This is a genomic window from Achromobacter spanius (assembly GCF_003994415.1).
Taxonomy (GTDB): Bacteria; Pseudomonadota; Gammaproteobacteria; order Burkholderiales; family Burkholderiaceae_B; genus Achromobacter; species Achromobacter spanius_C.
In genome coordinates, this window is record NZ_CP034689.1 from 2,572,864 (window position 1) to 2,594,895 (window position 22,032).

Annotated in this window: 21 protein-coding genes; 7 read left to right on the forward strand and 14 right to left on the reverse strand. The window is 66.4% G+C overall.

The genetic code is table 11. The annotated features are described in order from the left end of the window. Positions 1-140: 140 nt before the first annotated feature. Positions 141-2,546, forward strand: coding sequence for a type II secretion system secretin GspD (gene gspD, locus ELS24_RS11965; RefSeq protein WP_127186310.1), 2,406 nt, complete (start codon positions 141-143; stop codon positions 2,544-2,546). Then, positions 2,543-3,970: a type II secretion system ATPase GspE gene (gspE, locus tag ELS24_RS11970; RefSeq protein WP_127184241.1), complete on the forward strand. Its 1,428-nt coding sequence runs from the start codon at positions 2,543-2,545 to the stop codon at positions 3,968-3,970. The genes gspD and gspE overlap by 4 nt, the downstream gene beginning before the upstream one ends. Positions 3,971-3,988: 18 nt before the next feature. Here gspE and gspN read toward each other — a convergent pair whose 3' ends face one another. The 13 genes from gspN to ELS24_RS12035 form a co-directional block, all read right to left on the reverse strand. Then, a complete protein-coding gene (gspN, locus tag ELS24_RS11975) occupies positions 3,989-4,747 on the reverse strand; it encodes a type II secretion system protein N (RefSeq protein WP_127184242.1) in 759 nt (252 codons plus the stop codon). Then, positions 4,747-5,397 (reverse strand): type II secretion system protein GspM, encoded by a 651-nt coding sequence (gene gspM / locus ELS24_RS11980; RefSeq protein ID WP_127184243.1) that lies wholly within the window; start codon positions 5,395-5,397, stop codon positions 4,747-4,749. Before gspM ends, gspN begins: the two co-directional genes overlap by 1 nt. Further along, positions 5,394-6,386 (reverse strand): type II secretion system protein GspL, encoded by a 993-nt coding sequence (gene gspL / locus ELS24_RS11985; protein ID WP_240669494.1) that lies wholly within the window; start codon positions 6,384-6,386, stop codon positions 5,394-5,396. Before gspL ends, gspM begins: the two co-directional genes overlap by 4 nt. Continuing rightward, on the reverse strand, positions 6,383-7,336 hold the full coding sequence (gene gspK / locus ELS24_RS11990) for a type II secretion system minor pseudopilin GspK (protein WP_127184245.1): 954 nt from the start codon (positions 7,334-7,336) through the stop codon (positions 6,383-6,385). The genes gspL and gspK overlap by 4 nt, the downstream gene beginning before the upstream one ends. Continuing rightward, entirely contained in the window at positions 7,333-7,962 is a 630-nt protein-coding gene (locus ELS24_RS11995) for a PulJ/GspJ family protein (protein WP_127184246.1), read from the reverse strand. Before ELS24_RS11995 ends, gspK begins: the two co-directional genes overlap by 4 nt. After that, the gene (gene gspI, locus ELS24_RS12000) at positions 7,959-8,369 is read right to left on the reverse strand and encodes a type II secretion system minor pseudopilin GspI (RefSeq protein ID WP_127184247.1); all 411 of its coding nucleotides are present in this window, start codon (positions 8,367-8,369) and stop codon (positions 7,959-7,961) included. Before gspI ends, ELS24_RS11995 begins: the two co-directional genes overlap by 4 nt. Beyond that, positions 8,356-8,844 (reverse strand): type II secretion system minor pseudopilin GspH, encoded by a 489-nt coding sequence (gene gspH / locus ELS24_RS12005; protein WP_127184248.1) that lies wholly within the window; start codon positions 8,842-8,844, stop codon positions 8,356-8,358. Before gspH ends, gspI begins: the two co-directional genes overlap by 14 nt. Continuing rightward, the gene (gene gspG / locus ELS24_RS12010; RefSeq protein ID WP_240669551.1) at positions 8,816-9,187 is read right to left on the reverse strand and encodes a type II secretion system major pseudopilin GspG; all 372 of its coding nucleotides are present in this window, start codon (positions 9,185-9,187) and stop codon (positions 8,816-8,818) included. The genes gspH and gspG overlap by 29 nt, the downstream gene beginning before the upstream one ends. Positions 9,188-9,318: 131 nt before the next feature. Next, a complete protein-coding gene (locus ELS24_RS12015; RefSeq protein ID WP_127184250.1) occupies positions 9,319-10,278 on the reverse strand; it encodes a tripartite tricarboxylate transporter substrate binding protein in 960 nt (319 codons plus the stop codon). A 62-nt stretch (positions 10,279-10,340) separates the two neighbouring features. Continuing rightward, complete coding sequence (locus ELS24_RS31600) at positions 10,341-10,625, reverse strand: FAD-binding oxidoreductase (protein WP_127184251.1); 285 nt, start codon at positions 10,623-10,625, stop codon at positions 10,341-10,343. Positions 10,626-10,628: 3 nt separating this feature from the next. Then, positions 10,629-10,874 (reverse strand): FAD-binding oxidoreductase, encoded by a 246-nt coding sequence (locus ELS24_RS31605; RefSeq protein WP_164741242.1) that lies wholly within the window; start codon positions 10,872-10,874, stop codon positions 10,629-10,631. Between the two features lie 168 nt (positions 10,875-11,042). After that, positions 11,043-12,065, reverse strand: coding sequence for an NAD-dependent epimerase/dehydratase family protein (locus ELS24_RS12030; RefSeq protein ID WP_127184253.1), 1,023 nt, complete (start codon positions 12,063-12,065; stop codon positions 11,043-11,045). A 6-nt stretch (positions 12,066-12,071) separates the two neighbouring features. After that, positions 12,072-13,547: an aldehyde dehydrogenase gene (locus ELS24_RS12035; protein WP_127184254.1), complete on the reverse strand. Its 1,476-nt coding sequence runs from the start codon at positions 13,545-13,547 to the stop codon at positions 12,072-12,074. A gap of 92 nt (positions 13,548-13,639) precedes the next feature. On the opposite strand from ELS24_RS12035, the gene ELS24_RS12040 reads away from it, so the two are divergent. Further along, on the forward strand, positions 13,640-14,590 hold the full coding sequence (locus ELS24_RS12040; RefSeq protein WP_127184255.1) for a LysR family transcriptional regulator: 951 nt from the start codon (positions 13,640-13,642) through the stop codon (positions 14,588-14,590). A gap of 240 nt (positions 14,591-14,830) precedes the next feature. Here the strand turns inward: ELS24_RS12040 and ELS24_RS12045 are convergent, their stop codons facing one another. Continuing rightward, positions 14,831-15,274, reverse strand: coding sequence for a hypothetical protein (locus ELS24_RS12045; RefSeq protein WP_050449344.1), 444 nt, complete (start codon positions 15,272-15,274; stop codon positions 14,831-14,833). A 263-nt stretch (positions 15,275-15,537) separates the two neighbouring features. On the opposite strand from ELS24_RS12045, the gene ELS24_RS12050 reads away from it, so the two are divergent. The 4 genes from ELS24_RS12050 to ELS24_RS30915 all read left to right on the forward strand — a co-directional run bounded on the left by ELS24_RS12050 (position 15,538) and on the right by ELS24_RS30915 (position 21,988). Next, positions 15,538-17,487: a PhoX family protein gene (locus ELS24_RS12050; RefSeq protein WP_127184256.1), complete on the forward strand. Its 1,950-nt coding sequence runs from the start codon at positions 15,538-15,540 to the stop codon at positions 17,485-17,487. Positions 17,488-17,751: 264 nt separating this feature from the next. Beyond that, positions 17,752-19,695: a PhoX family protein gene (locus ELS24_RS12055; RefSeq protein ID WP_127184257.1), complete on the forward strand. Its 1,944-nt coding sequence runs from the start codon at positions 17,752-17,754 to the stop codon at positions 19,693-19,695. A 134-nt stretch (positions 19,696-19,829) separates the two neighbouring features. After that, positions 19,830-21,794, forward strand: coding sequence for an alkaline phosphatase family protein (locus tag ELS24_RS12060; protein WP_127184258.1), 1,965 nt, complete (start codon positions 19,830-19,832; stop codon positions 21,792-21,794). A 20-nt stretch (positions 21,795-21,814) separates the two neighbouring features. Next, entirely contained in the window at positions 21,815-21,988 is a 174-nt protein-coding gene (locus ELS24_RS30915; RefSeq protein ID WP_164741243.1) for a hypothetical protein, read from the forward strand. Positions 21,989-22,032 lie beyond the last annotated feature (44 nt).

Below are 22,032 nucleotides of genomic sequence, written 5' to 3' on the forward strand. Positions count from 1 at the left end.
GAGCCCCGAATTTAAAGGGTTTGCAGCCCGTATGTTGCATGTCAAATATGACCGTGGTGTTGCACCGTCACCCCGTATACTCCGACGCGATTTCATGTTTTTTCACCCCTGCATTCACGTCTGAAGGCACCACTCTCGTCATGCGTCACATTGCGCAATTCAGCCTTGCCGTCTTGCTTGCTGCAAGCCAGATCGGACCGGCCGTCAGCACGGCCCATGCTCAACAGGCGGACAACCGTGTCAGCTTGAATTTCGTCGACACCGACATCCCCGCTGTACTGCGCGCGCTGTCCTTGTTTACGCATCGCAACTTCCTGGTGGACCCGCGCGTCAAGGGCAAGTTGACGTTGGTGTCGGACCGACCGGTGGATAGCGGGCAGGCGCTGGCCATGCTGACGGGGGCGCTGCGGCTGCAGGGCTTTGCCATCGTGGACGTGGACGGCGTGACGCGCGTGGTGCCTGAAGCCGACGCCAAGCTGCAAGGCAGCGCCGTGGTGGGCAATACACGGCCAGCGGCCGGGTCTGCATCAACTGGCGCATCAACCAGCGCCGCGGCCGGCAATGCCACGCGTGGGCCGGTGCCCGTGTCGGCCTTTGCCAAAGGCGGTGGCAGCAGCGGCGAGATGCTGACGCGCGTGTTCCCGCTGAAGTACGAGAACGCCGCGAACCTGGTGCCGGTGCTGCGCCCGATGGTGCCGCCCAACAACCCCATCAATGCCTACCCCGGCAACAACACGCTGGTGGTCACCGACTACGCCGACAACCTGGAACGCATTGCGCAGGTGATCGCCCGTATCGACGTGCCCAGTTCCATCGATACCGACGTGGTGCCGGTGCAATCCGGCATCGCCACCGACATCGCCATCCTGGCCTCGCAATTGTTGGACACGCAAAGCAGCGACCCCACGCAGCGTATCGCGGTTGTGGCCGACCCGCGCAGCAACAGCGTGCTGGTGCGCTCGGGTAGCCCGGCGCGCACGCGTCTGGCGCGCGACCTGATCCTGAAGTTGGACGCGCAGCAAAACCGCGCGGGCAACCTGCATGTGGTCTACATGCGCAACGCGCAGGCTTCGCGTATTGCCGAGGTGCTGGGCGGCCTGCTGACCGGGCAGGCCAATTCCGCGCCTGGCGCGTCGGGCGGCGCAAGTAGCGCCACGGGCGGTTCGCAGGGCGGCGCACGCACGCAGAACACGTCCGCCGGCGCTGCGCAAAGCGCGCAAGGCATGGCGGGGATGTCGGGATCGTCGGGTTCGTCCAAGGGCGGTTTGTCTGGCGAGCAAGAGCGCATTGCGCGCGAAGACAACAGTTCGCAAGCCGTGTCGTATTCGGCGGGCGGCGCCACCATACAAGCCGACCCCGCCACCAACTCGCTGATCATCTCCGCGCCCGAACCGTTGTACCGCAGCCTGCGCGAAGTGATCGACCAACTGGACCAGCGTCGCGCGCAGGTGCTGGTGGAAAGCCTGATCGTTGAGGTCAGCGAAGAAAAGGCCGCGGAATTCGGCATTCAGTGGATGACGGGCGCCGGCAACATCAACAGCAACGGCACGAGCTTCATCGGCGGCACCAACCTGGGCGGCAGCGGCATCACGGGCAATGGCCCGACGTCCATCGACGCCCTGGGCGGCGGCCTGAGTCTAGGCGTGGTCAAGGGCACGGTGGACGTGTTGGGCAACCAGGTCATCAACCTGGGTGTGCTGGCCCGCGCCATGCAGAACACGGGCGAAGCCAATATTCTGTCCACCCCGAACCTGCTGACGCTGGACAACCAGTCGGCCAGCATCCTGGTGGGCAAGACGGTGCCGTTCGTGACCGGCCAATACGTCACGTCGGGCAGCAACGGCAGCTCGAACCCGTTCCAGACGATTGAACGCGAGGACGTGGGCTTGAAGCTGAACATCCGCCCGCAGATTTCGGAAGGCGGCGCGGTCAAGCTGGACATCTACCAAGAAGTCAGCAGCATCGACGAAAGCCGTTCCAATTCCACCAGCGGCATCGTGACCAACAAGCGCGCCATCGACACCAGCGTGTTGATCGACGACGGCCAGATCATCGTGCTGGGTGGCTTGTTGGAGGACAACGTGACCTTGACGTCCAACAGCGTGCCCGGCCTGGGTTCGCTGCCGGTGATCGGGTCGCTGTTTCGCTACGACACGCGCAAGCGCACCAAGACCAACCTGATGGTGTTCCTGCGGCCCTACGTGGTGCGTGACGCCAACCGCAGCGCCAGCGTCACCATGGATCGCTACGACTACATGCGCCGGGCGCAGGGGGCCACGCAGCCCGGCCACCACTGGGCGCTGCCCGATATGCAGGCGCCGATGCTGCCGCTGCCCGGCGCCGCGCCGTCCGTGTCGAACAACGCCTACGACCTGCGTCCGGAGCAGCAGGCCGCCACGCTGCGCCGCCCGCCGCCCACCACGGTGCAGTCGTTCGCGGTGCGCCAGTATCCGGGTAGCCTGCCCACGGGCAACGCCGCCTTGCCGATCCACGTGTCCAGCACCTTGATGCACAGCGTGGCGGTGGACCCCGAGTCGTTGCTATGAGCGCGCATCCCTTGCCCTACGCCTGGGCGCGCGCGCAGCGGGCCGTGCTGTCGCTGCGCGCGGGCCAGGTGCAGTTGACGGTCAGCCCGCGCACACCGGAATGGGCGGTGCAGGAAATCCGGCGCTGCCATGGCCATGTGGCGCTGGCGCAGGTGGACGACGAGGCGCTGGAAACCTTGTTGACGGCGGCATACAGCCATTCCGAAGATGCCGCGTCCGTGATGGGCGTGGCGGAAAACGAGATTGACCTGGACCGCCTGCTGCAAGACATGCCCGAGGTGGCCGACCTGCTGGAAGCGCAGGACGATGCGCCCGTCATCCGCATGATCAACGCGCTGTTCGCGCAGGCCGCGCGCGACGGCGCCAGCGACATCCACATTGAGCCTTTCGAAACGCATTCGGTGGTGCGCTACCGCGTCGACGGCACGCTGCGCGATGTGGTGTCGCCGCGCAAGGCCTTGCACGCGGCATTGATTTCGCGCATCAAGATCATGGCGCATCTGGACATCGCCGAAAAACGCCTGCCGCAAGATGGCCGCATTGCGCTGCGCGTGGGCGGCCGGCCCATTGACGTGCGGGTGTCGACCTTGCCCACGGGCCATGGCGAACGCGCCGTGCTGCGCTTGTTGGACAAGGAAGCGGGGCGGCTGCAATTGGAGCGCCTGGGCATGTGCCCCGAGGTGCTGACGCAACTGGACCGCCTGATCCGCCAGCCGCACGGCATTGTGCTGGTGACGGGGCCCACCGGCAGCGGCAAGACCACCACGCTGTACGCCGCGCTAAGCCGCCTGGACGCGGCCACCAGCAACATCCTGACGGTGGAAGACCCCATCGAATACGACCTGTCCGGCATCAGCCAGACGCAGGTCAACGCGAAGATCGACATGAGCTTCGCGCTGGCCCTGCGCGCCATCTTGCGGCAGGACCCCGACGTCATCATGATCGGCGAAATCCGCGACCTGGAAACCGCGCAGATCGCGGTGCAGGCCTCGCTGACCGGCCACTTGGTGCTGGCCACGCTGCACACCAACGACGCCGTATCCGCCGTGACTCGGCTGACGGACATGGGTGTGGAACCCTTCCTGTTGGCCTCGTCGTTATTGGGTGTGCTGGCGCAACGGCTGGTGCGCAAGCTGTGCCCGGAATGCAAGACGCCGTCGATGCTGGATGGCGTGCGCGTGTTCCATCCCGTGGGGTGCCCGGCCTGCAATCACACTGGCTACAGTGGGCGCTCAGGCATCCACGAACTGTTCACCGTGGACGACGAGGCGCGCCGCTTGATCCATGAAGGCCGCGATGAACGCGAGCTGCGCGTGGCCGCCATGGCCGCCGGCATGCGCACGATGCGTCAAGACGGACAGCGCTGGGTGGAAGGCGGGCAGACCTCGCCCGAGGAAATCGTGCGGGTCACGCGCGACGCCTAGCGCTGCGGACAGCCCCGGCTACTTGCCGGCGCGAAACACCACCGTGTCGCCCGAGCGGCGGCCCAGCGTGGACATCAAGCCGTCCAGCGCGGCCCGCTGTGCGGGCGTGGCCGCGTCCGCGAAGGTGGCGCGGCCCTCGAAGCGCACGCCGCGCGGGCCGGCGTTGCCCTGGCCCGTGACCGCCAGCAGGCCGCTTTCCGTGCTGAGCGTCAGCGTGGCGCCCGCCTTGCCTTGGCCCTGCACCCGCAGCAGATACGTGCCAACCGGGGCGATGGACGTCAGCGCGGTGCCGGCATTGCGCCAGCGCAGGTCGGCGATCTGGCCGCTTGGCAAGTTGCCGCCAAGGCGCAGCGCCTGCCAATTGATTTCCAACATGCCTTCGGGCGCCAGCGTATTCCAGGGCGCGCCCAAGGCGGGCAGCACGGTGGCGGGCACCCGCAGCGACTGCGCCGGTATGAGCAGGCCATTCCAGGCGACGCGCGCGCGCAAGGGGCCTTGCAGCCAGGGGTGAGTGATGGCCAGCGCCATCGTGTCCCAATGCCATTCCCATTGCACCGGCTGCGGCAACACGCGCTGCGAGCCGGGCGGGCCCAAGGCCACCCAGGCGCTGCCGTGCCATACCGTGCCGCTGGCGTCCGCCAACGAGACGAGCGCATCCTCCGACGGCATGGCCAGCAACCAGCGCGCGGGCAGCACGCTGACACCCGCCGCAACCGCAAAGGCAAAACTTGTCAGCCAAAGCGCGGCTGACCGCTTGTTCAAACGCGGCAACGCCATCAGCGGGCTCCCGGCTGCTTGGGCAGTGTCAGCGTGATGTGGCCGTTGACCAAGCCCGGCAGCGGTCGGCCATTGGGATTGGTGGCGCGGGTCAATTCCACCTGCTGCGTGCTCAGTCCCCAGTCTTGCCCGGCACCGTCCAACCAGGGCAGCAGGGCGGATGATGGCGCCTGGTTCAAGCGCAGTTGCAAGCCCTTGCCGGACTCGGGCGCGTCCAGGGTCCACATCGCCGCCGGCAAGCCGGCGCGTTCCAGGCTGGTGCTTACTTCGGCCGGCGTGGGCAGGGACGCCACGGGCGCGGCGGATCGTTGGCGCAGCGCGCGGGCCTGGGCCGTCAGGTCGGCAACGGCGGCAGCCTGGCCACGCAAGAGGGGCAATTCGGTATGCAGCTTGCGCATCGTGTTCAGGGGCGGTTCGATGAGCGTGACAAAGACCAGGGCCGCGCCCAGCAGCGCGCCGGCTGCCGTGACCAGACGGCGTTCGCGAGGCGCCAACGCCTGAAAGCGTAGTCGGGCGCGGGCAAGCGTGGGATCGACGGCTTGGCGCAGACGGGCGCGGGCGGTTTGCCAGCGGGCTTGCAGGCGGGTGTGCAGAGGCGTTTGCGAGGGGGGATGCAGACTCGTCTGCCGGTTTTCAATCGGGGCGTTCATGGTTGTTTGCGCACGATGCGCCAGGTGTTGTCGGTATCGCCGCGTTCCAGCTTCAGGCCCAAGGCGGCGGCTTGCTGGATCAGCGCGGGGGTTTCGGCTACGCGCTGCGCGTGCTCGCCGGACTCGGCAAGGGTCAGGGTCAGGGCCTGGTCCGCGTAGGTCAGTCGCGATACCTTGTCGGCCGCGAACGGCAGCAGCTGCGCGGTGGCGCGCGCCAAGGGCAGGAAGTCCGCCGCGTTGGCCGCGCCGCGATTGGCCTGTAGCGCATCCAGTCCTTGCTGGGCCTGGCGCGGCGGGTCCAGCACGACCGGCAGGTCGGGAAACGCGGCCAGCACCTGCTGGCGCATGCCCGCCGTCAAGGCTTGCGCTTCGGCGCTGAGCCGCGAGGCGTAAAGGTTCAAGCCCGCAATCCAGACCACGGCCGCCGCCGCGCCCCAGCGCCACACCGGACGCCAGCGCGAGACCTGGGCCGGCGCCAACTGCGGCATGGCCAGCGACCAGGTGGGCGACGGCGCCTGCCAACGCGGGTCGGCGGGGTCGCGCAGGGGCTCGGATGACGCGGGCGCCAACGTCTGCGGCGCGATCAGCGCGTGGGCGCGCAGGCCGTGGGCATTCAGCAGACCCCAGGCGCGCCGCACCGGTTCACGGGGTGACCACGCCAGCGTCACGCTGCCATCGGCGGCGCGCGCGCTGAACCCGATGGCCAGCGCGTCCAGGTCGCTTAGCACCAGAGGCTCCAGCGCGCTGTGCACCGCAGCGGTAAAGCGGGCGCGTGGCACGGCGGGAATACGCACCGTGGTGGCGATGACGTCGGCCGGGTGCAGCACCGCTTCGCAGGCGGCGTGGGGGTAGGCGTTGCCCAGGGCGCGCACGCTCAGTTCGCCCTGTTGGACGCACCGTCCGCGCCGGTCGAACCAGGCATAGGACAGGGGCGAGTCGGCGCTGAATTCGTCCAAGGGGGCAAGCGCGATGCGCAAAGCGTTCTTCAAGGGATTTCTCTTGTCCATATCGTTTCGGGCGCGGCGGGCGGCGCGCTGCGCACCAGGGCTTGCATGGCGACTCGCGCGCGTTCGTAGACGACGGTGCCGCTGGCCATGAACCAGCCACTGGCGGTGGTGACGGTGGGGGCGGTCGCCTCTACGCCGGTGCCGGCAAGGCGGTTGCTGAACTCGCCGGCGTTGTTGAACCAGTTGCCACGGTCGCGTTCGCCCGTCATGGCGCGCGCCTGGCTCAGCGACAGCCCCGGCACCAGGGCGGCGATGACCTCGGCGGGCGCGGTGTTGACGTTGACGCTGGTGGCCACCGGCAGCACCGTCATCGTGCGGCGCATTTCATTGCGCATGGCGGGCTCCAGCCCCAGCTGAGCGGCAATTTCATCCACGCCGCGCGGCAGCGGCGCGCGCGCATCCGGGGTGGCGGCGGGCTGGCCCTTGGCGCCCGACGGCGCGTCGGCGGCCAGGGCGGGCGGCTGCGCCAAGGCAATGATGTCGGTGATCTGAGCGGCCAGCGTGTCCGGCAACTGCTGCGCGGCCAGCAGGCGACGCAGCACTTTTTCCTGCTCGGGTTGCGGCACGCCGTTGCGCGCCAGGTTGCTCAGGTTGTACTTGCCCTGTTCGTCTTGCACGCGGCCCGAGAACACGGCGACGCGGTCGTCGCCGGGGCGTTCGATGCGCGTGTCCAGGATGGGCGTGGCCCATATCTGGTCGCCGCGCGTGGTGGATTCGCGCTTGCCGTGGTCGCGGATGACCAGGCGCGCCCAGTCGATGCCGCCCGCCAGCATGACGCGGGCCTGCACGCGCGACATCTCGTTTTCCACCCGCCGCGTGCTGGCGGTCTGGCGCTGGAACAGGCTGGTGGTCAGCGCCGCCACAATGGCCACGATGATCAACGCACTGATGACCGCCGCGCCGCGTTGCTTCAGGGTAGGGCGGGGCGTCATGGCAGCTCCAGAATGCGCGTGTAGCGCTGCGGCGCGTTGGCCGCGCCGCGTTCCAGCGTGATCTCGATGCCGGTGGGCGCCGTGCCGAAACTGGCATTGGCGTCTGCCCAACCCACGCCCGGCACCCAGGCGCGCAGGCTCAACACGCGCACGCCGGGCAGCAGCAGCACGGCGTTCACGGCGGCGGGTAGCGGGCTGCGCGGCGCGGGCGGCCCGCTGGCGCGCCACAGGCCGTCCGCCCGCACCTGCCATTGCACGCGCTGCCACAGGCCATTGCCGTCGGCATCGGGGCGCAGCAGTTCCAGCGTCTGCCCGCCCGTGTTCTGGCGCAGCAGGCGCAGCCCGCTGGTCAGCGCAACGGCGTCCTTGCCGGGCGCATCGAAGCGCGGGCCGGTATAGGACAGTTCCACGTCGCGCGCCACCTGGCCCAAAGTCCGGACGATGGCGTCGGTGTCTTCGGCCTGCTGTTCGATGCGGTCGCGCGCGCTGGATACGCTGGCCAGCCCGCGCCAGGCCATCAGGCTGACCAGCGCCATCAGCGCCAGCGCAACCAGCACCTCGATCAGGGTGAAGCCTGTCTGGCGGGCGCGCTTGGAGGGTGAGGGCAATACGCGGCGCATCGTCATCGCAGGCTTGATAGCAGGCCGTCCAATTGCAGCAGCACGGCGTCAGGCCGGCCCGACGCGGCGTCATGGACGTTGACTGACACCTGCCGGAAGCTGCGGTTCATGGAATTCGTGAAAACCAGTTCGCACTGCAACGCGCGGCCGCCTTGCGGGCAGGGCACGGTCTTCGACCCGGCGCGCGGCAAGCTCTGTTCCAGCCGCAACTGGGTCAAGGCATTCTGCGCGGCCAGCAGCGCCAGCGTCTTGTCCTGCAAGGCGCGGTTGTTGGCGGTCATGACGCCGGTGGCGCGCAGCGCGGCCGCCATCGCCACGGCAATGATGGCCAGCGCCACCAGCACTTCAATCAGGGTGAAGCCGCGCTGGTGCCGGGTTTGCTTGGCAGGCGGGAGAAAATCACTGGATGTCATAACGGCCGGCGGCGTCGCGGTGCAGGGTGACCTGGTCATCGCCCGCGCGCAGGGTCAGCGTGATCGGGTCGGCGACCCATTCGGTGTTGAACACCAGCGGTCGGTCGGGGCTCAGGGTCAGGTGGACGACGCCCGCCTGCCACGACTGCGGGCGCAGCATGTCGTCGTGATCCAGGTGGTCTACCGGCACGGGCAGGTTTTCGTCGGCGCTGGGACCGGGCAGGCGCCCTTGGCGCTCGAACGACCAGCCTTGGTCGTCGGCCAGCCAGCGGATGGACCGGCCGTCGCTGCGGGCTTCGCTTTGCGCCACGGTGAATGCATCGGCCAGGCGTTCGGCGTCGGCGCGCAGGCCGTTGTCGCGCTTGCCGATGGACAGGCTCACCATGCTGGCGGCAATGGCCACAATCACCAGCACCACCAGCACTTCGACCAGCGTGAAGCCGCGCTCAGAGCTCCCAGGAACCGATGTCGGCATCGCCGTTTTCTCCACCGGGCTTGTTGTCGGCGCCAAACGAGAACACGTCGATGTCGCCCTTCACGCCCGGGCTCAGGAATTGATAGGGGTGACCCCAGGGGTCGTTGGGCAGCTTGTCCAGGTACCCGCGCCAGTTCGACGCGCCATCCGGCTTTTCAGCCAGCGCGCGCAGACCTTGCGCCGTGGTCGGATAGCGGCCGTTGTCCAGCCGGTACAGCTTCAAGGCCTGCATGATGCCGGCGATGTCCTGGCGCGCCGCCACCTGCCGCGCCTGATCGGGGCGGTCCAGCACGCGCGGCACGATCAGCGCGGCCAGAATCCCCCTGATCACAATCACCACCATGATCTCGATCAGGGTGAAACCTTGCTGACGGGCAAGCCCGCGCGGTAGCTGACGCACTTTACGACTCCGGTCCTCTAGTAGAAGCCCGGAATTGTGGACATGAAATATGACAGTAATGCTTGCATTGGCGCTTATTCCACCCAGGGAGTTTGTGCCCAGATCTCACGCAGGCGGGCGTCGTCACCCTTCAGGCGTTCCTGCCACTGTGGGCCGTCCACGTAATCCATCTCGGTGAACTGCTGCTTCATCTGGGCCTGGAAGTCCGGATTGGCCGCTACCTTGCCCAGCGCCTTGCGCAATTTTTCAGACACGTCGGCGGGCAGTCCCTTGGGCGCGACGATCCCGCGTTCCGATGCAAACACCAGGTTCACGCCCTGTTCCTTGAAAGTGGGCACGTCAGGTCCCAATGGCGAGCGCTTCTCGCTGGCTTGCGCCAGCACCCGCATGTTCTTGCCGTGATAGGGCATGACTTCACCCAGGTTCAGGCCGCCGAGGACGGTATGTCCACCCAGTACCGCAGTGCGCAGGGGACCCGCGCCGTTGTAGGGCACGTGGTTCAGCTTGGTGCCGGTCTGGGCCTGGAACAGCACCAGCGCCAGATGGTCGTCGGTGCCGACGCCGGTGGACCCATAGCTGATCGTGTCGGGCTTTTCCTTGGCGGCGGCGATCAGGGCTTCCAGCGTTTGATAGGGGCTGTTGCTGGCCACGCTGAAGGCGCTGGGGTCGCGCACCAGATTGGCCAGGTAGGTGAAGTCGTCACGGGTGAAGCCTGCCTTGCGCTCGATGGGCAAGGACACCAGCCCAGGCATGTTGGTCATGGCCAGCGTGTAGCCGTCCGGCTTGGCGCGCGCCACGTAGGCCAGGGCAATGGCGCTGGACGCGCCCGGCTTGTTTTGCACCACCACGGTGGCGCCCAGCTCCTTTTCCAGAAAGACCGCCAGCGCACGGGCAGTGAGGTCCGTGCCGCCGCCAGGCGCAAAACCCACAATCAATTCGATCGGGTGGTCGGGCCATGCCCAGGCGGGCAACGCGGCGCACAGGCCAGCAACGGAAAGGATCGCGCGCGCGGCGCTCTTGCGTGTAAAAAACATGTTGTCTCCAGGTTTTGTGTTTGAAGTTGGACGTGGGAAATGGAAGCGGGCAGGGCGGCCGGCTAGGGAACGCGAAGCGAGCCGCTTGCCGGCAGCACCTTGCCGGGGTTCATGAGCCCCTGGGGATCCAGGGCAAGCTTGATGCGCCGCATCAGGTCCTGCGCCAGCGCGCTTTTGTAGCGCTGCAGATCCTCTACGCAGCATTGGCCGATGCCTTGTTCGGCGCTGATGGATCCGCCGGCGTCGTGGGCCCTGTCGTGCACCAGCCGCTGGATGTCTGCGTGCGATGCGCCCATGGGCGGCAGCAGGTTGTAGTGCGGGTTGCCGTCGCCCAGGTGTCCGAACACGCGCTACGCCACACCGGGAAAGGTGGCGGCAAGCGCCTGGTCGGTGGCCCGCACAAAATCGGGGATGCGCGAGACAGGCAGTGAAATGTCATGCTTGACGCAAGCCTTGGCCCACGCCAATGCCAAGGTGATGCTTTCGCGCAAATGCCAGAAGGCAGCGCTTTGCGCGCCGGACACCGCGACCACGGTGTCCAGGGCTACGCCAGATTGCAAGGCGCCCGCCAGGACGGCTTCCAGCCGCGTTCGCAAGCAAGGCGCCAGCGATGCGATGTCGCTTCTTCATTGTCATGTCTCCTCATGTGCGCATCGGGTCCGCTTTGTCTTGATGCGGACCCTGAATGCGTTTGCTGTTTATTGCCTGACGCTCTACGGCGCCATGTGGCGGGTTTTGCCTTGGGTTCGCCCGAGGCTGCGGACTCAGCCGGCTTCTTGCGCTTCGCGCCAGGCGAGCAGACGCGCCACGCCTTCAGCCATGCCGACCTTCGGCTGCCAGCCGATGTGCTGGCCGGCCAGGTCGTGGGGAATATGGAACGCGCCGCCCGAGGTCAGGCGCACGGTGCCCGGCGGGTCTGGTTTGATCTCGGGCTGTAGATCGCTCTTGCAGTAGTCGAGCACCAGGCGCACCAGTTCGCCGGTGGTGATGGGCGCGGGGCCCGACACGTTCACCGCCACGTCCGTCGCCGTGCTCTGGAACGCCGCGACGTTGGCGCGCGCCACGTCGGATACGTGCACGAAGTGTTTCGTATCGGTGCCGTCGCCCGGCAGTACAGGGCGTTCACCTTTGCGCACGCGGTCGTAGGTTTCCATGATGTACAGCGAGTTGGCGGCGCGGTAGTGCTGACGTTCGCCGTAAACGGTGGAGTAGCGCAGCACCACGTAGTCCAGCCCGGACTTCTGGTAGTACTGGCGGCAAAGCTGCTCGCCCATGATCTTGGACGCGCCATACAGGATGGCGGCCGGGGGCGCGCCTTCGGAATGGAAGGGGCCGTTCTCGACCAGCGCGCCGGCGATGCCGGTGCCGTAGCCGTAGACCGCGTTGGATGAGGCGAAGACGATTTTCCGCACCTTGTTGGCGCGGCAGGCTTCCAGCATGTTCTGCGCGCCGCGCACATTGACGTCCACCGCCTGCCATGGCGTCTGGGAAAAGCCCAGCGTCATGTAGGCGGCCAGGTGCAGCACGCCGTCCACGCCCTCGGTCGCAGCCAGCAGGTCCGGCAAACGCATAAGGTCACCACGAACCACTTTCACGCGGGGGTTGTCCTGCAGGTGTGCAATGGCTTCGGGCGTGCCGAATGCAAAATTGTCCAGCAGGATCACTTCTTTCGCGCCGGCGGCCAGCAAGGCGTCGGCGGTGTGGGAACCCACCAGGCTGGCGGCGCCAGCGATCAGGATGCGGGAATCGGCCAGCGACAGCGCCGCGCTTTTCTTTTCAGTTGTCATATTGCTTCAAAGTCCCATGGGTTTTTCGTGCATGCCCCAGTACAGGCTCTTGACCTGGCTGTACAGGCGCAGGCCGTGCAGGCCCTTTTCGCGCCCGATGCCGCTGGCCTTGAAGCCGCCGAAGGGGGTGGCAATATGCGATTGCTTATAGGTATTGATCCAGATGGAGCCGGCCTCGATATCGCGGGCCACGCGCCAGGCGCGGGCGTAGTCGCCCGTCCACATGCCGGCCGCCAGCCCGAAGGCGGTGTCGTTGGCCTGGCGGACAACGTCGGCCTCGTCGTCAAAGGGCAGCGCCACCAGCACGGGGCCGAAAATCTCTTCCTGGCACACGCGAGCCTGGTTGCCCAGCCCGTCTATGACCGTGGGCAGATAAAACCAGCCATTGGCCAGTTCCGCCTGCGTGGGCGCAGCACCGCCCACCAGCACGCGGCCACCTTCGGCGCGGCCGATGTCCACATAGCCCGCGACCTTGTCGCGATGCGCGCGCGACACCAGGGGCCCCATCTGCGTAGCCGGGTCGTCCGGCAGCCCGACCCGCACCTGCCGGGTGCGTTCCACCAAGGCTTCCATGAAGCGCGGGTAGATGGATTTCTGCACGAACAGGCGCGAGCCCGCAACGCAGCTCTGGCCCGCCGAACCGAAGATGCCCGAAACCACGCCCGCCACGGCGCGGTCCAGGTCGGCATCGTCGAACACAATGTGAGGTGACTTGCCGCCCAGTTCCAGCCCGACCGGAATCAGGCGTTGGCCCGCGATACCGCCAATGGCGCGTCCGGTGTCAGTGCCTCCAGTGAACGACACCATGCGCACGCCGGGGTGTTTGACCAGCGCCGCGCCCACGTCTTCGCCATGGCCGGGCAGCACGGTCAGCAGGCCTTCGGGCAAGCCGGCTTCGCCGCAGATGCGCGCCAGTTCCAGGGCCAACTGCGGCGTTTCCTCGGAAGGCTTGAGCAACACGGCGTTGCCGGCCGCGAGCGCTGGCGCGGCTTTCTGCGCCTCGTTCATGATGGGAGAATTCCACGGCGTAATGGCCGCGATGACGCCGAAGGGTTCGGCCAGCGCCATGGAAAAGTACTCGCCGCGCGGCGAAGTCATTTCGTTTTGCCAGGTTTCGCACACGGCCGCGTAGTAGCGGAAATGGCCGGCCGCGCTGTCGACCATGTTCAGGCATTCTTTCCAGGGCTTGCCGCTGTCTTGCATTTGCAGGCGCGCCAAGGGCTCGCGCTCGGCGGCAAGGCGTCGGCCGATTTCGTACAAGGTGGCGGCCCGCTGATCCGGGCGCAGCTTGCGCCAGGGCTTATTGTGAAAGGCGTCCCAGGCAATGGCCACGGCCGCGTCCACGTCCTGCGCAGAGGCACGCGTGACGATGCCGGCTATGCTGCCGTCGGCCGGATTGATCGAGGTGATGACGGGCTCGCCGTCTTGGCTTTGGCGCCAGTTGGCGCCCAGCCGGAAGGGCTTGTTGCTTGATGCGTCCATAACGTCTTTGAGAATCAAGGGCTTCGGTAGACGTCATCATCGGCCGCTCAATTATTAGACACAAATAGATATTTATTTAATATTCTTAGCCTATGGCTATCAATATCAAATACCGTCCCCTCAAGGCGTTTCTGCTGGCGGTCGACAGCGGTTCGTTTACGCATGCGGCAAACCAGCTGGGCGTGACGCAGCCCTCGTTCACCGCGCTGATCCAGGACCTGGAAGAAGTGCTGGGGCTGCGCTTGTTCGAGCGCACCACCCGCAACATCAGCCTGACCAGCGCCGGGCATGATTTTCATTCGCGCGTGCAGCGTCCCATTGCCGACCTGGAAGAGGCCTACCGCAGCCTTGCCGATCTGGCTGCGGTGCGGCGCGGCAATGTTGCCTTGGGGGCGCTGCCGTCCACCGCCCTGACGCTGCTGCCCGCGGCGGTTGGTGCGCTGCGGCTGGCGCATCCGGCGTTGAAAGTGCGCGTGGTAGAGGCGCACAACGACGAACTGCTGGCTATGTTGCGCACCAACCAGATTGAGTTCGCAGTAGCCGCCCAGGCTGATCCGGCTTCCGACCTGACCTTTACGCCGTTGGGTGAGGACTGCTTTTGCGCGGTTTTTCCGGCAGGGCACCCGCTGGGTGAGGTGCGTGGGACGCTGCATTGGCGCGATGTACTGCGTTACGACCTGATCTTGCTGTCACAAGGGTCCAACGCGCGTCAGCAGTTTGACCGTGCCGTGCGCGACGAAGTGGACGCACCCGCTACCGCGCTGCGTTACGACGTGACCAACATGGGCACGGCCGCCGGCATGGTGCGGCAGGGGCTGGGCGTGAGCGTACTGCCCCGCCTGGCGCTGCCCGAGCTGAACCTGTCCGGCCTGCGCTGCGCGCCGTTGGGCGATGCGTCGGCACGGCGCTACATTGGATTGCTGCACCGGCGCGACCGCTCGCTGTCGCCCGCCGCGCAGGCCTTGGTGGCGCAGTTGGAAAACGTCATGGCAGGGGTCCTGCCCAGCCTGTTGCCCTTGCCGCCGCTAGGGAAACCCGCCTGATCCAGCAGGTCTTACCTTTGCCTATCGCGGCGGCTTTCCCCACCCCTGCTACCATGGCCCCTCTACAAGGAGCGGTAATGGCTACAAAAGAGAAGTCTTCGACTGGTTTGGCGGCGTTGGTTGAAAAGGCGCTTCAGCAGAAGAAGCTGGCTGCCGCCACACAAAAGCCGACGGGGTCGTCCCTGTCGAACATGGCGGGACGCAAGCAAATGGGGCGACCCGCAGGCCGCAAACGCTGATTCATTTCACGTTGGCAATTCCCGCCGGCGCCTCCAGCGCGGCGGGCGTTGCCAGTTTGTTCAATCTTCCCCCTTGCTCCACCGTCACGGCGTCTGCCGCGATATCGCGCAGCACGATGCCTGGCGCCACTTCGGTGCCTACCCGCCACGCCAGGGGCGGGCCGCCGTCCACGCTGAGCACCGCCGCGCCATCCGGGCCGGCCGCGATCAAACCGAGCACGCTGATCTGCGTGCGCATCACTTCATCCTTCCCAAACCATAAGGCCACCGGCATGTTGTCGGCCGCGCGCGGCGGCGCGGCTGATACGGCGGGCGGCAACGCGCCTGGACGCGGCGCCAGCAATATCGCCCCCCACACCCCCACGCCCGCCGCCAGCGCCAGTACGGCAAGCACACGCAGCGCGGCGGGCGCGGAAGGCAGGGAAGGGCGCAAGGTAAGAGACATGGGTGTACAGCGAAGGGATACAAGGGAAGGCCACAACGGCCCACAACGCGCCCGACTATAGCGGGGCTGCGTGACAATTACGCGATAGCGACAGCGTCCTGGCGCAACACGCCAACATCGGCCCGGCATCACCGCAACCGCTGTGCGGGCGGATTCAGCTTCCCTACAGTTTTTTGTCATTCCGCTTACACGGCGCGTATCTAGCATGCGGACACGCTCGGCTTGAACGCTTGAGCATCCATCCGAACCAACAGGGAAACCGCATGCAAGACATGAATCAAGCCAATCGCCGCCGACTGCTGAAGATGCTGGGAGGCGCGCCGATGCTGCCGATCAGTGGGGTCAGCATGGCGGCGTTGCTGGCCGGCTGTAATTCAAGCGATGACGATGACGACGCAACCGGCTCGCCGCCCGCCACGCCGGTCACCTTCACGTCTGCCTCGTTTACGTCCATGCCCGCGCCCACGCTGGCCAACCCGGAACTGATGGCCCGCACCACGGTGAGCTCGGCCATGAATCTGATGTTCAGCGATGGCTCCAAACGCACGGTGGAACTGGGCTACGAGCCGTTCTTCATCACGGGCGACAACGTGCCCGACGGCAAGGGCGGCGTCGCCATTGCCGGCGGCTATTTCAACCTGGCCGGCGCGCCCATCATGGACAATTCGGTGCCGGCCCAGGCGCGCCAGTTCTTTTCGAACTGTCCGGACGGTACGTCGTTGTTGGCGCTGTCGGCCCCCACCACCGTGCCGGGCGTCGCGGGCAACGCGCTCTACGCAGTGGTGCAGTTCGAATATCAATCGAAGGACCAGGCCGGCAATGACATGTATGGCTTGCTGCCGTCGCCTATCGCCGTGTTGACGCTGTCGCAAGACCCCAATACGGGCAAGCTCAGCCTGGTGAAGTACAGCAATGTGGACACCTCGTCGGTGCATGGGCTGTGGATCACCTGCGGCGCCAGCCTGTCGCCTTGGGGCACGCACCTGTCCAGCGAAGAGTACGAGCCGGATGCGACCACGGCGGCCGGCTCGGCTTCGTTCCAGGCCTATAGCAACAACCTCTATGGCGATCCCAACCAAGCCAACCCGTACCACTACGGCCACCTGCCGGAAGTGACGGTGCACCCTGACGGCACCGGCACGATCAAGAAGCACTACTGCATGGGCCGCATCTCGCACGAGCTGGTGCAGGTGATGCCTGACCAGCGCACCACGCTGATGGGTGACGACGCCACCAATGGCGGTCTGTTCATGTTCGTGGCCGACCGCAAGGCCGACCTGTCGGCCGGTACGCTGTACGTGGCGAAATGGACGCAGACCTCGGGCACGGGTCCCGGCGCGGGCACACTGACCTGGATCAAGCTGGGCCACGCCACCAGCGCCGAGGTCAAGGAACTGGCCGACCAGCTTACCGCCGCCGACATCATGGACGTGCGCACGGTTGACCCCGCCGACCCCACCTTCACGCAGATCCGCTACAGCGGCCACGACAACTGGGTCAAGCTGCAGCCGGGCCGCCGCCAGGCCGCCGCCTTTCTGGAAACGCATCGCTACGCGGCGCTGGTGGGGGGCACGCTGGCCTTTACCAAGATGGAAGGCACCACCGTCAACATCAAGGACAAGATCGCGTACAGCGCCATGTCGCGTATTGATTCGTCCATGACGGACGGCCTGGTCGCGGGCTTCAAGGTGGAAGCCAATTCCGCCGGCGCCGTGTATCAACTGCATCTGCAAGCGGGGCAGGTGGATACCGACGGCGGCGTCATCGACAGCGAATGGGTGCCGGTGAACATGGCCGCCGTGCCCGAGCTGATTGGCAAGCCGCTGGCCACGCCGGATGCGTTGGGCAACACGCACAACGCCGACTTCGTGTCCAACCCCGATAACCTGAAGTTCTCGGAAAAGCTGCGCACGCTGTTCATAGGCGAGGATAGCGGCGGCCACGTCAATAACTTCCTGTGGGCCTACAACATCGACACCAAGGCCTTGTCGCGCCTGTTGTCGTGCCCGGTGGCGGCGGAATCCACCGGCTTGCAGGCGGTGGATGAAATCAACGGCTGGACCTACATCATGAGCAACTTCCAGCACCCGGGCGATTGGGGCGGCGTGCATGCGGTGGTGCGGCCCACGCTGGAACCGCTGATCAAGGCCAACTACAAGGACGGCTTTGGCGCGGCGGTGGGTTACCTGACGGGCGTGAAGATCGGCGCGTAAGCGCACGGCCGCTGTCAGCGGCTGACATTGCGGCATCAGGGGACCGGTACGCCGGTCCCCTGATTCATTCATGGCATCCGTACCAGCAGGAATCATTTCACAGGTGTAACGCCAGCCATGCCGTTGGCGGTGGCCTCCTACACTCGGCGGCATCAGGCGTGGTCGATGGGCTTGATGTGTCTGCCGTGCCTGATGTGTCGTCCGGCTTGCGTGCTGCGCGCATGGCCGGTTCGTTGTTGGGGGTTTGAACCCGGGAGCGTTCACATGAAAAATCCTGACCACATTGATCGTCGCCGGCTGCTCAAGATGTTGGGCAGCGCGCCGCTGTTGCCGCTGGGCGGTGCGACGCTGGCGGGCGTGCTGGCGGGACGCCATGCGTCAGCCGCGACGCAGGCGCCCGCATTCGTATCCGCCGAATTCATATCGATGCCCGCGCCGGGCTTGTCGGATCCCGCAGGCATGGCGCGCACCACGGTGGAATCAGCGATGGAACTTGTCTTTGCCGACGGCCGTCGGCGGCGCGTGCAACTGGGCTACGAAGCGTTCTTCATGACGGGCGACCTCGTGCCCGACGGCAAGGGCGGCACCGTGCTGGCGGGCGGCTACGTCGATATCCACGGCAAGCCCATCCTGGACACCTCCGTGCCCGGGCGCACACGGCCGTTTTTTTCAGACTGCCCGGACGGCATGTCGCTGTTGACCCTGGCGCGGCCCGTGGGCGAGGCCGATGGCGCCACCGGCCCGCCGTGCGCCACTGTGTACGCCGTGGTGCAGTTTGAATACCTGTCGCGCAACCAGGCGGGCGATGACATGTGGAGGCACCTGCCATCGCCGATTGCCGTGCTGACCCTGGCGCAGGACTTGCAGACTGGCAAGCTGAGCCTGGTTCGCTACTGCAACGTCGACACCGAGCCGGTGCACGGCCTGTGGGTCACCTGCGGGGCCAGCCTGTCGCCCTGGAACACGCATTTGTCCAGCGAGGAATACGAGCCCGACGCCACGATCGCGCGCGACTCGGCATCTTTCCAGGCTTTCAGCCGCCACCTGTATGGCGACGCGCGCCGCGCCAACCCCTATCACTACGGCCATCTGCCTGAAGTGACGGTGCACGCGGACGGCACCGGCAGCATCAAGAAGCACTACTGCATGGGCCGCATCTCGCACGAGCTGGTGCAGGTGATGCCTGACCAGCGCACCGCGTTGATGGGCGACGACGCCACCAACGGCGGCCTGTTCATGTTCGTGGCCGACCGCAAGGCGGACCTGTCGTCGGGCACGCTCTACGTGGCCCGTTGGATGCAGACCTCGGGGGTGGGGCCGGGCGCGGCGGTGCTGCGCTGGATAAGGCTGGGCCACGCCACCAGCGCCGAGGTCAAGGAACTGGCCGACCAGCTTACCGCCGCCGACATCATGGACGTGCGCACGGCCGACCCCTCGGACGCGAGCTACACGCACATTCGCTTTGATGGCAAGGACAACTGGGTCAGGCTGAAGCCGGGCCGGCGCCAGGCCGCGGCTTTTCTGGAAACGCACCGCTACGCGGCATTGGTGGGCGGCACGCTGGCCTTCACGAAGATGGAAGGCACCACGGTGAACGCGCACGACAAGATCGCGTACACCGCCATGGCGCACATCGAAACGTCCATGGTCGACGGCACGTCGCCGCATTTGCGCGTGGAAGGTCCCGAGGCAGGCGCGGTCTATCAACTGCGCCTGCAAGGGGGGCAGTCGGACACCGGGGGCGTCGCCATCGACAGCGAGTGGGTGCCGGTCGACATGGCGGCCGTGCCTGAACTGGTGGGTGCGCTGCTGTCCGCGCCCGACGCGCTGGGCAACCGCCACCGAAGCGACTGCATCTCCAACCCCGACAACCTGAAGTTCTCGGAAAAGCTGCGCACCCTGTTCATTGGCGAAGACAGCATGGGCCGCGTGAACAGCTTCCTGTGGGCGTTCAACGTGGATACGCGCGTTTTGTCGCGCCTGCTGTCTTGTCCGGTTGCCGCCGAATCCACGGGTCTGCACGCGGTGGATGACATCAATGGCTGGACCTACATCACCAGCAGCTTCCAGCACACGGCGGATTGGAATGACGTGCATGGGGTGGTGCGGCCCGTGCTGGCTCCCTTGGTCAAGGCCAATTACAAGGACGGCACGGGCGCGTCGGTCGGCTACCTGACGGGGGTGAAGATAGACGCCAAAGAATCCTGATTCGTCGATCAGTCTTTCTGGCCTTCTCTTCATGGACGTTTCACGTTGGCCCGCCACTATGTGCGCAGCGGAAACCCTGTTCCTGAATCAAGAAGGCAAGCATGAAAGCGATGGATTGGAAAAGATGGTGTGCCATGCTGTTGGCCGCTAGCGCGTTGGCGGGTTGTGGGGGCGATGGCGACGATGACGACGCCCAGGCGTCCCCGCCCGTGACCGAGCCGGCGCCGGCCACCATCGACAAAGTATTGTTCATTGGCATTGACGGCCTGACTTATGACGCTCTGCGTCGTGGCGTCGCCGACAAGACGCTGACCAACATCGGCCAGTTGACGGCTACGCGTGCCTGGACGGGCGGCGTAACGGGCGAGGTCACCCAGCAGCCCACGCTGGCCGCGCCGGGTTGGGCGACCCTCTTGACTGGCCAGTGGGCGGACGTGCACGGCGTGCGTTCCAACGCGTCCGGCCAGGCGATGAAAGCGCCCAGCCTGTTCCAGCGCATCAAGACGGCGCACCCCGCGGCACGCACGGCGGGCGCCTTCAATTCGCCCTTGCTGGCAGGTCTGGTTGCTAGCGATCGCGACGCCGGCTATCTGCAAACGCTGACCGATTGCGCGGGCGTTGACGACTGCGTCGCCTCGCAAGCGCGCGACCGCATCACGGAAGGCTATGACGTGGTCGTGGCCCAGTTCGGCGCACCCGAACGCGCCGCGTCCGATAGCGGCTTTGGCGCCAACTACAACGCTGTCATCCGCCGGACCGACGCCGCCATCGGCGAGCTGGCCAAGCAGATCGCCGACCGCCGCGCCGACCATCCGGACGAGAATTGGCTGATGATCGTGGCGTCCAGTCACGGTCTGGGCAAGACCGGCGTGGCCGACGGCCTGCCGCAAGCCGCGAACAAGACCATCTTCCTGGCATCGAACCAAGCGGCGCTGCTGGGCGGCAGCGCGGACGACGCGTCGTTTGACGGCGTCTGGGACAACAACTGGTATGCACTGCCCAGCGCCGCCGACGTGGCGCCCACCATGCTGGCGCATCTGGCCGCGCTGCCCGCGGCCGGGCAATACGACATGGCGGGCACGCCGCTGTCTGAACCCCTGGCGCTGCGCCGCCTGTCGGCCCGCACGTCCATGGACAACAAGACTGTGACGCTGTCCTGGGTGCGCGTGGGCGAACCCGAGGGCGACATCGTGGTCAGCCGAGACGGCGTTGAAGTGGCGCGCCTGCCGGGCACGGACACGGGCTATGCCGACACCGGCTTCACCTTCGATACCGAAGGCGTGCATACGCTGAACTACAGCGTGTCACTGGGCCACGCCACCAGCGCCACCCACGCCACGGTGGTGTACGCCAAGCCGGTGGAACTGCTGGCGTCGCTGCGCACTGGCCTGACGATGCTGTTTCCCTTCGAAGGCGATGTGACCGACGTGGCCGCGGGCGGCGGCGCCATCACCCCGTATGACGGCGTGCAGGCGCCGGCATTCGCCGATGCCGGTGTGTTCGGCAAGATGTTCCAGAACGAGCGCGGCTCGGCCGCCCTGGGCGCCTTCAAGCTGGACTATCCGGCGGGCATGCTGGACAGCCTGTCCGTCTTCACGATCGGCTTCTGGTATCAGTCGGACGGCACGGCGAACGACCGCTCGATCCTGGGCAACAAGGACTACAACTCCGGCGGCAATCCCGGCATCACCATCGCCCAGTGGGCCGGCCCCGAGCTGCGCTTCAACGTGGCGGGCGGCGGTGCTCGCGCCGACATCAACGGGGTGAAGTTCACACCGAACAAGCCGGTCTACGTCGCCATGACCATCAACAAACCCGCCAAGACCATGACGGCCTTCGTCTACGACAGCGAAATCGGTTTCTCGCGGCGCAACACGACCACGGGCTCGGTTGACCTGGGGCTGGTGGCCGGCGTGTTTGGTCCGCACATCGGCCTGAACGAAGACGGCCTTGGCACCTACGGCATCTGCTGCGCGGGCACCAAGGGTCCTTACACCATGAATTTTGACGATCTTGCCTTCTGGTCGCGCGCATTGACCGAGGACGAAGTGAAGTCCCTGGCGCTGTCCGGCAAGTCCGTTTCCGACCTGTTCCCCTGATGTTTCTAGGATAGAAAACCATGAGCCATTCCCTGATCTTGCGCGGCCTGCTGCGCGCTGGCGCGGTGCTGATGCTGACCGCCACCCTGGCCGCTTGCGGCGGCGACGACGGTGACGACAGCACGACGCCGCCTGACAACGGCGGGACGGAAACGCCCGCGCCAGCCAAGCCCGAACTGCGTTGCGCGCCCTGAATTGCGCCCCATCCACCGCGCCCTCTACCGAGTCATAGGAAACC

Excerpts from the sequence above, each read along its gene's own strand:
- gspG (WP_240669551.1), bottom strand. The coding sequence starts at position 9,187 with ATGGTGGTGATTGTGATCAGGGGGATTCTGGCCGCGCTGATCGTGCCG.
- ELS24_RS12055 (WP_127184257.1), top strand. The coding sequence starts at position 17,752 with ATGAAAAATCCTGACCACATTGATCGTCGCCGGCTGCTCAAGATGTTG.
- ELS24_RS11995 (WP_127184246.1), bottom strand. The coding sequence starts at position 7,962 with ATGACGATGCGCCGCGTATTGCCCTCACCCTCCAAGCGCGCCCGCCAG.
- gspD (WP_127186310.1), top strand. The coding sequence starts at position 141 with ATGCGTCACATTGCGCAATTCAGCCTTGCCGTCTTGCTTGCTGCAAGC.
- ELS24_RS12040 (WP_127184255.1), top strand. The coding sequence starts at position 13,640 with ATGGCTATCAATATCAAATACCGTCCCCTCAAGGCGTTTCTGCTGGCG.
- gspM (WP_127184243.1), bottom strand. The coding sequence starts at position 5,397 with ATGAACGCCCCGATTGAAAACCGGCAGACGAGTCTGCATCCCCCCTCG.
- gspI (WP_127184247.1), bottom strand. The coding sequence starts at position 8,369 with ATGACATCCAGTGATTTTCTCCCGCCTGCCAAGCAAACCCGGCACCAG.
- ELS24_RS12035 (WP_127184254.1), bottom strand. The coding sequence starts at position 13,547 with ATGGACGCATCAAGCAACAAGCCCTTCCGGCTGGGCGCCAACTGGCGC.
- gspK (WP_127184245.1), bottom strand. The coding sequence starts at position 7,336 with ATGACGCCCCGCCCTACCCTGAAGCAACGCGGCGCGGCGGTCATCAGT.
- gspE (WP_127184241.1), top strand. The coding sequence starts at position 2,543 with ATGAGCGCGCATCCCTTGCCCTACGCCTGGGCGCGCGCGCAGCGGGCC.
- ELS24_RS12060 (WP_127184258.1), top strand. The coding sequence starts at position 19,830 with ATGCTGTTGGCCGCTAGCGCGTTGGCGGGTTGTGGGGGCGATGGCGAC.
- ELS24_RS12050 (WP_127184256.1), top strand. The coding sequence starts at position 15,538 with ATGCAAGACATGAATCAAGCCAATCGCCGCCGACTGCTGAAGATGCTG.
- ELS24_RS12015 (WP_127184250.1), bottom strand. The coding sequence starts at position 10,278 with ATGTTTTTTACACGCAAGAGCGCCGCGCGCGCGATCCTTTCCGTTGCT.
- gspH (WP_127184248.1), bottom strand. The coding sequence starts at position 8,844 with ATGCCGACATCGGTTCCTGGGAGCTCTGAGCGCGGCTTCACGCTGGTC.
- ELS24_RS30915 (WP_164741243.1), top strand. The coding sequence starts at position 21,815 with ATGAGCCATTCCCTGATCTTGCGCGGCCTGCTGCGCGCTGGCGCGGTG.
- gspN (WP_127184242.1), bottom strand. The coding sequence starts at position 4,747 with ATGGCGTTGCCGCGTTTGAACAAGCGGTCAGCCGCGCTTTGGCTGACA.
- ELS24_RS12030 (WP_127184253.1), bottom strand. The coding sequence starts at position 12,065 with ATGACAACTGAAAAGAAAAGCGCGGCGCTGTCGCTGGCCGATTCCCGC.
- ELS24_RS12045 (WP_050449344.1), bottom strand. The coding sequence starts at position 15,274 with ATGTCTCTTACCTTGCGCCCTTCCCTGCCTTCCGCGCCCGCCGCGCTG.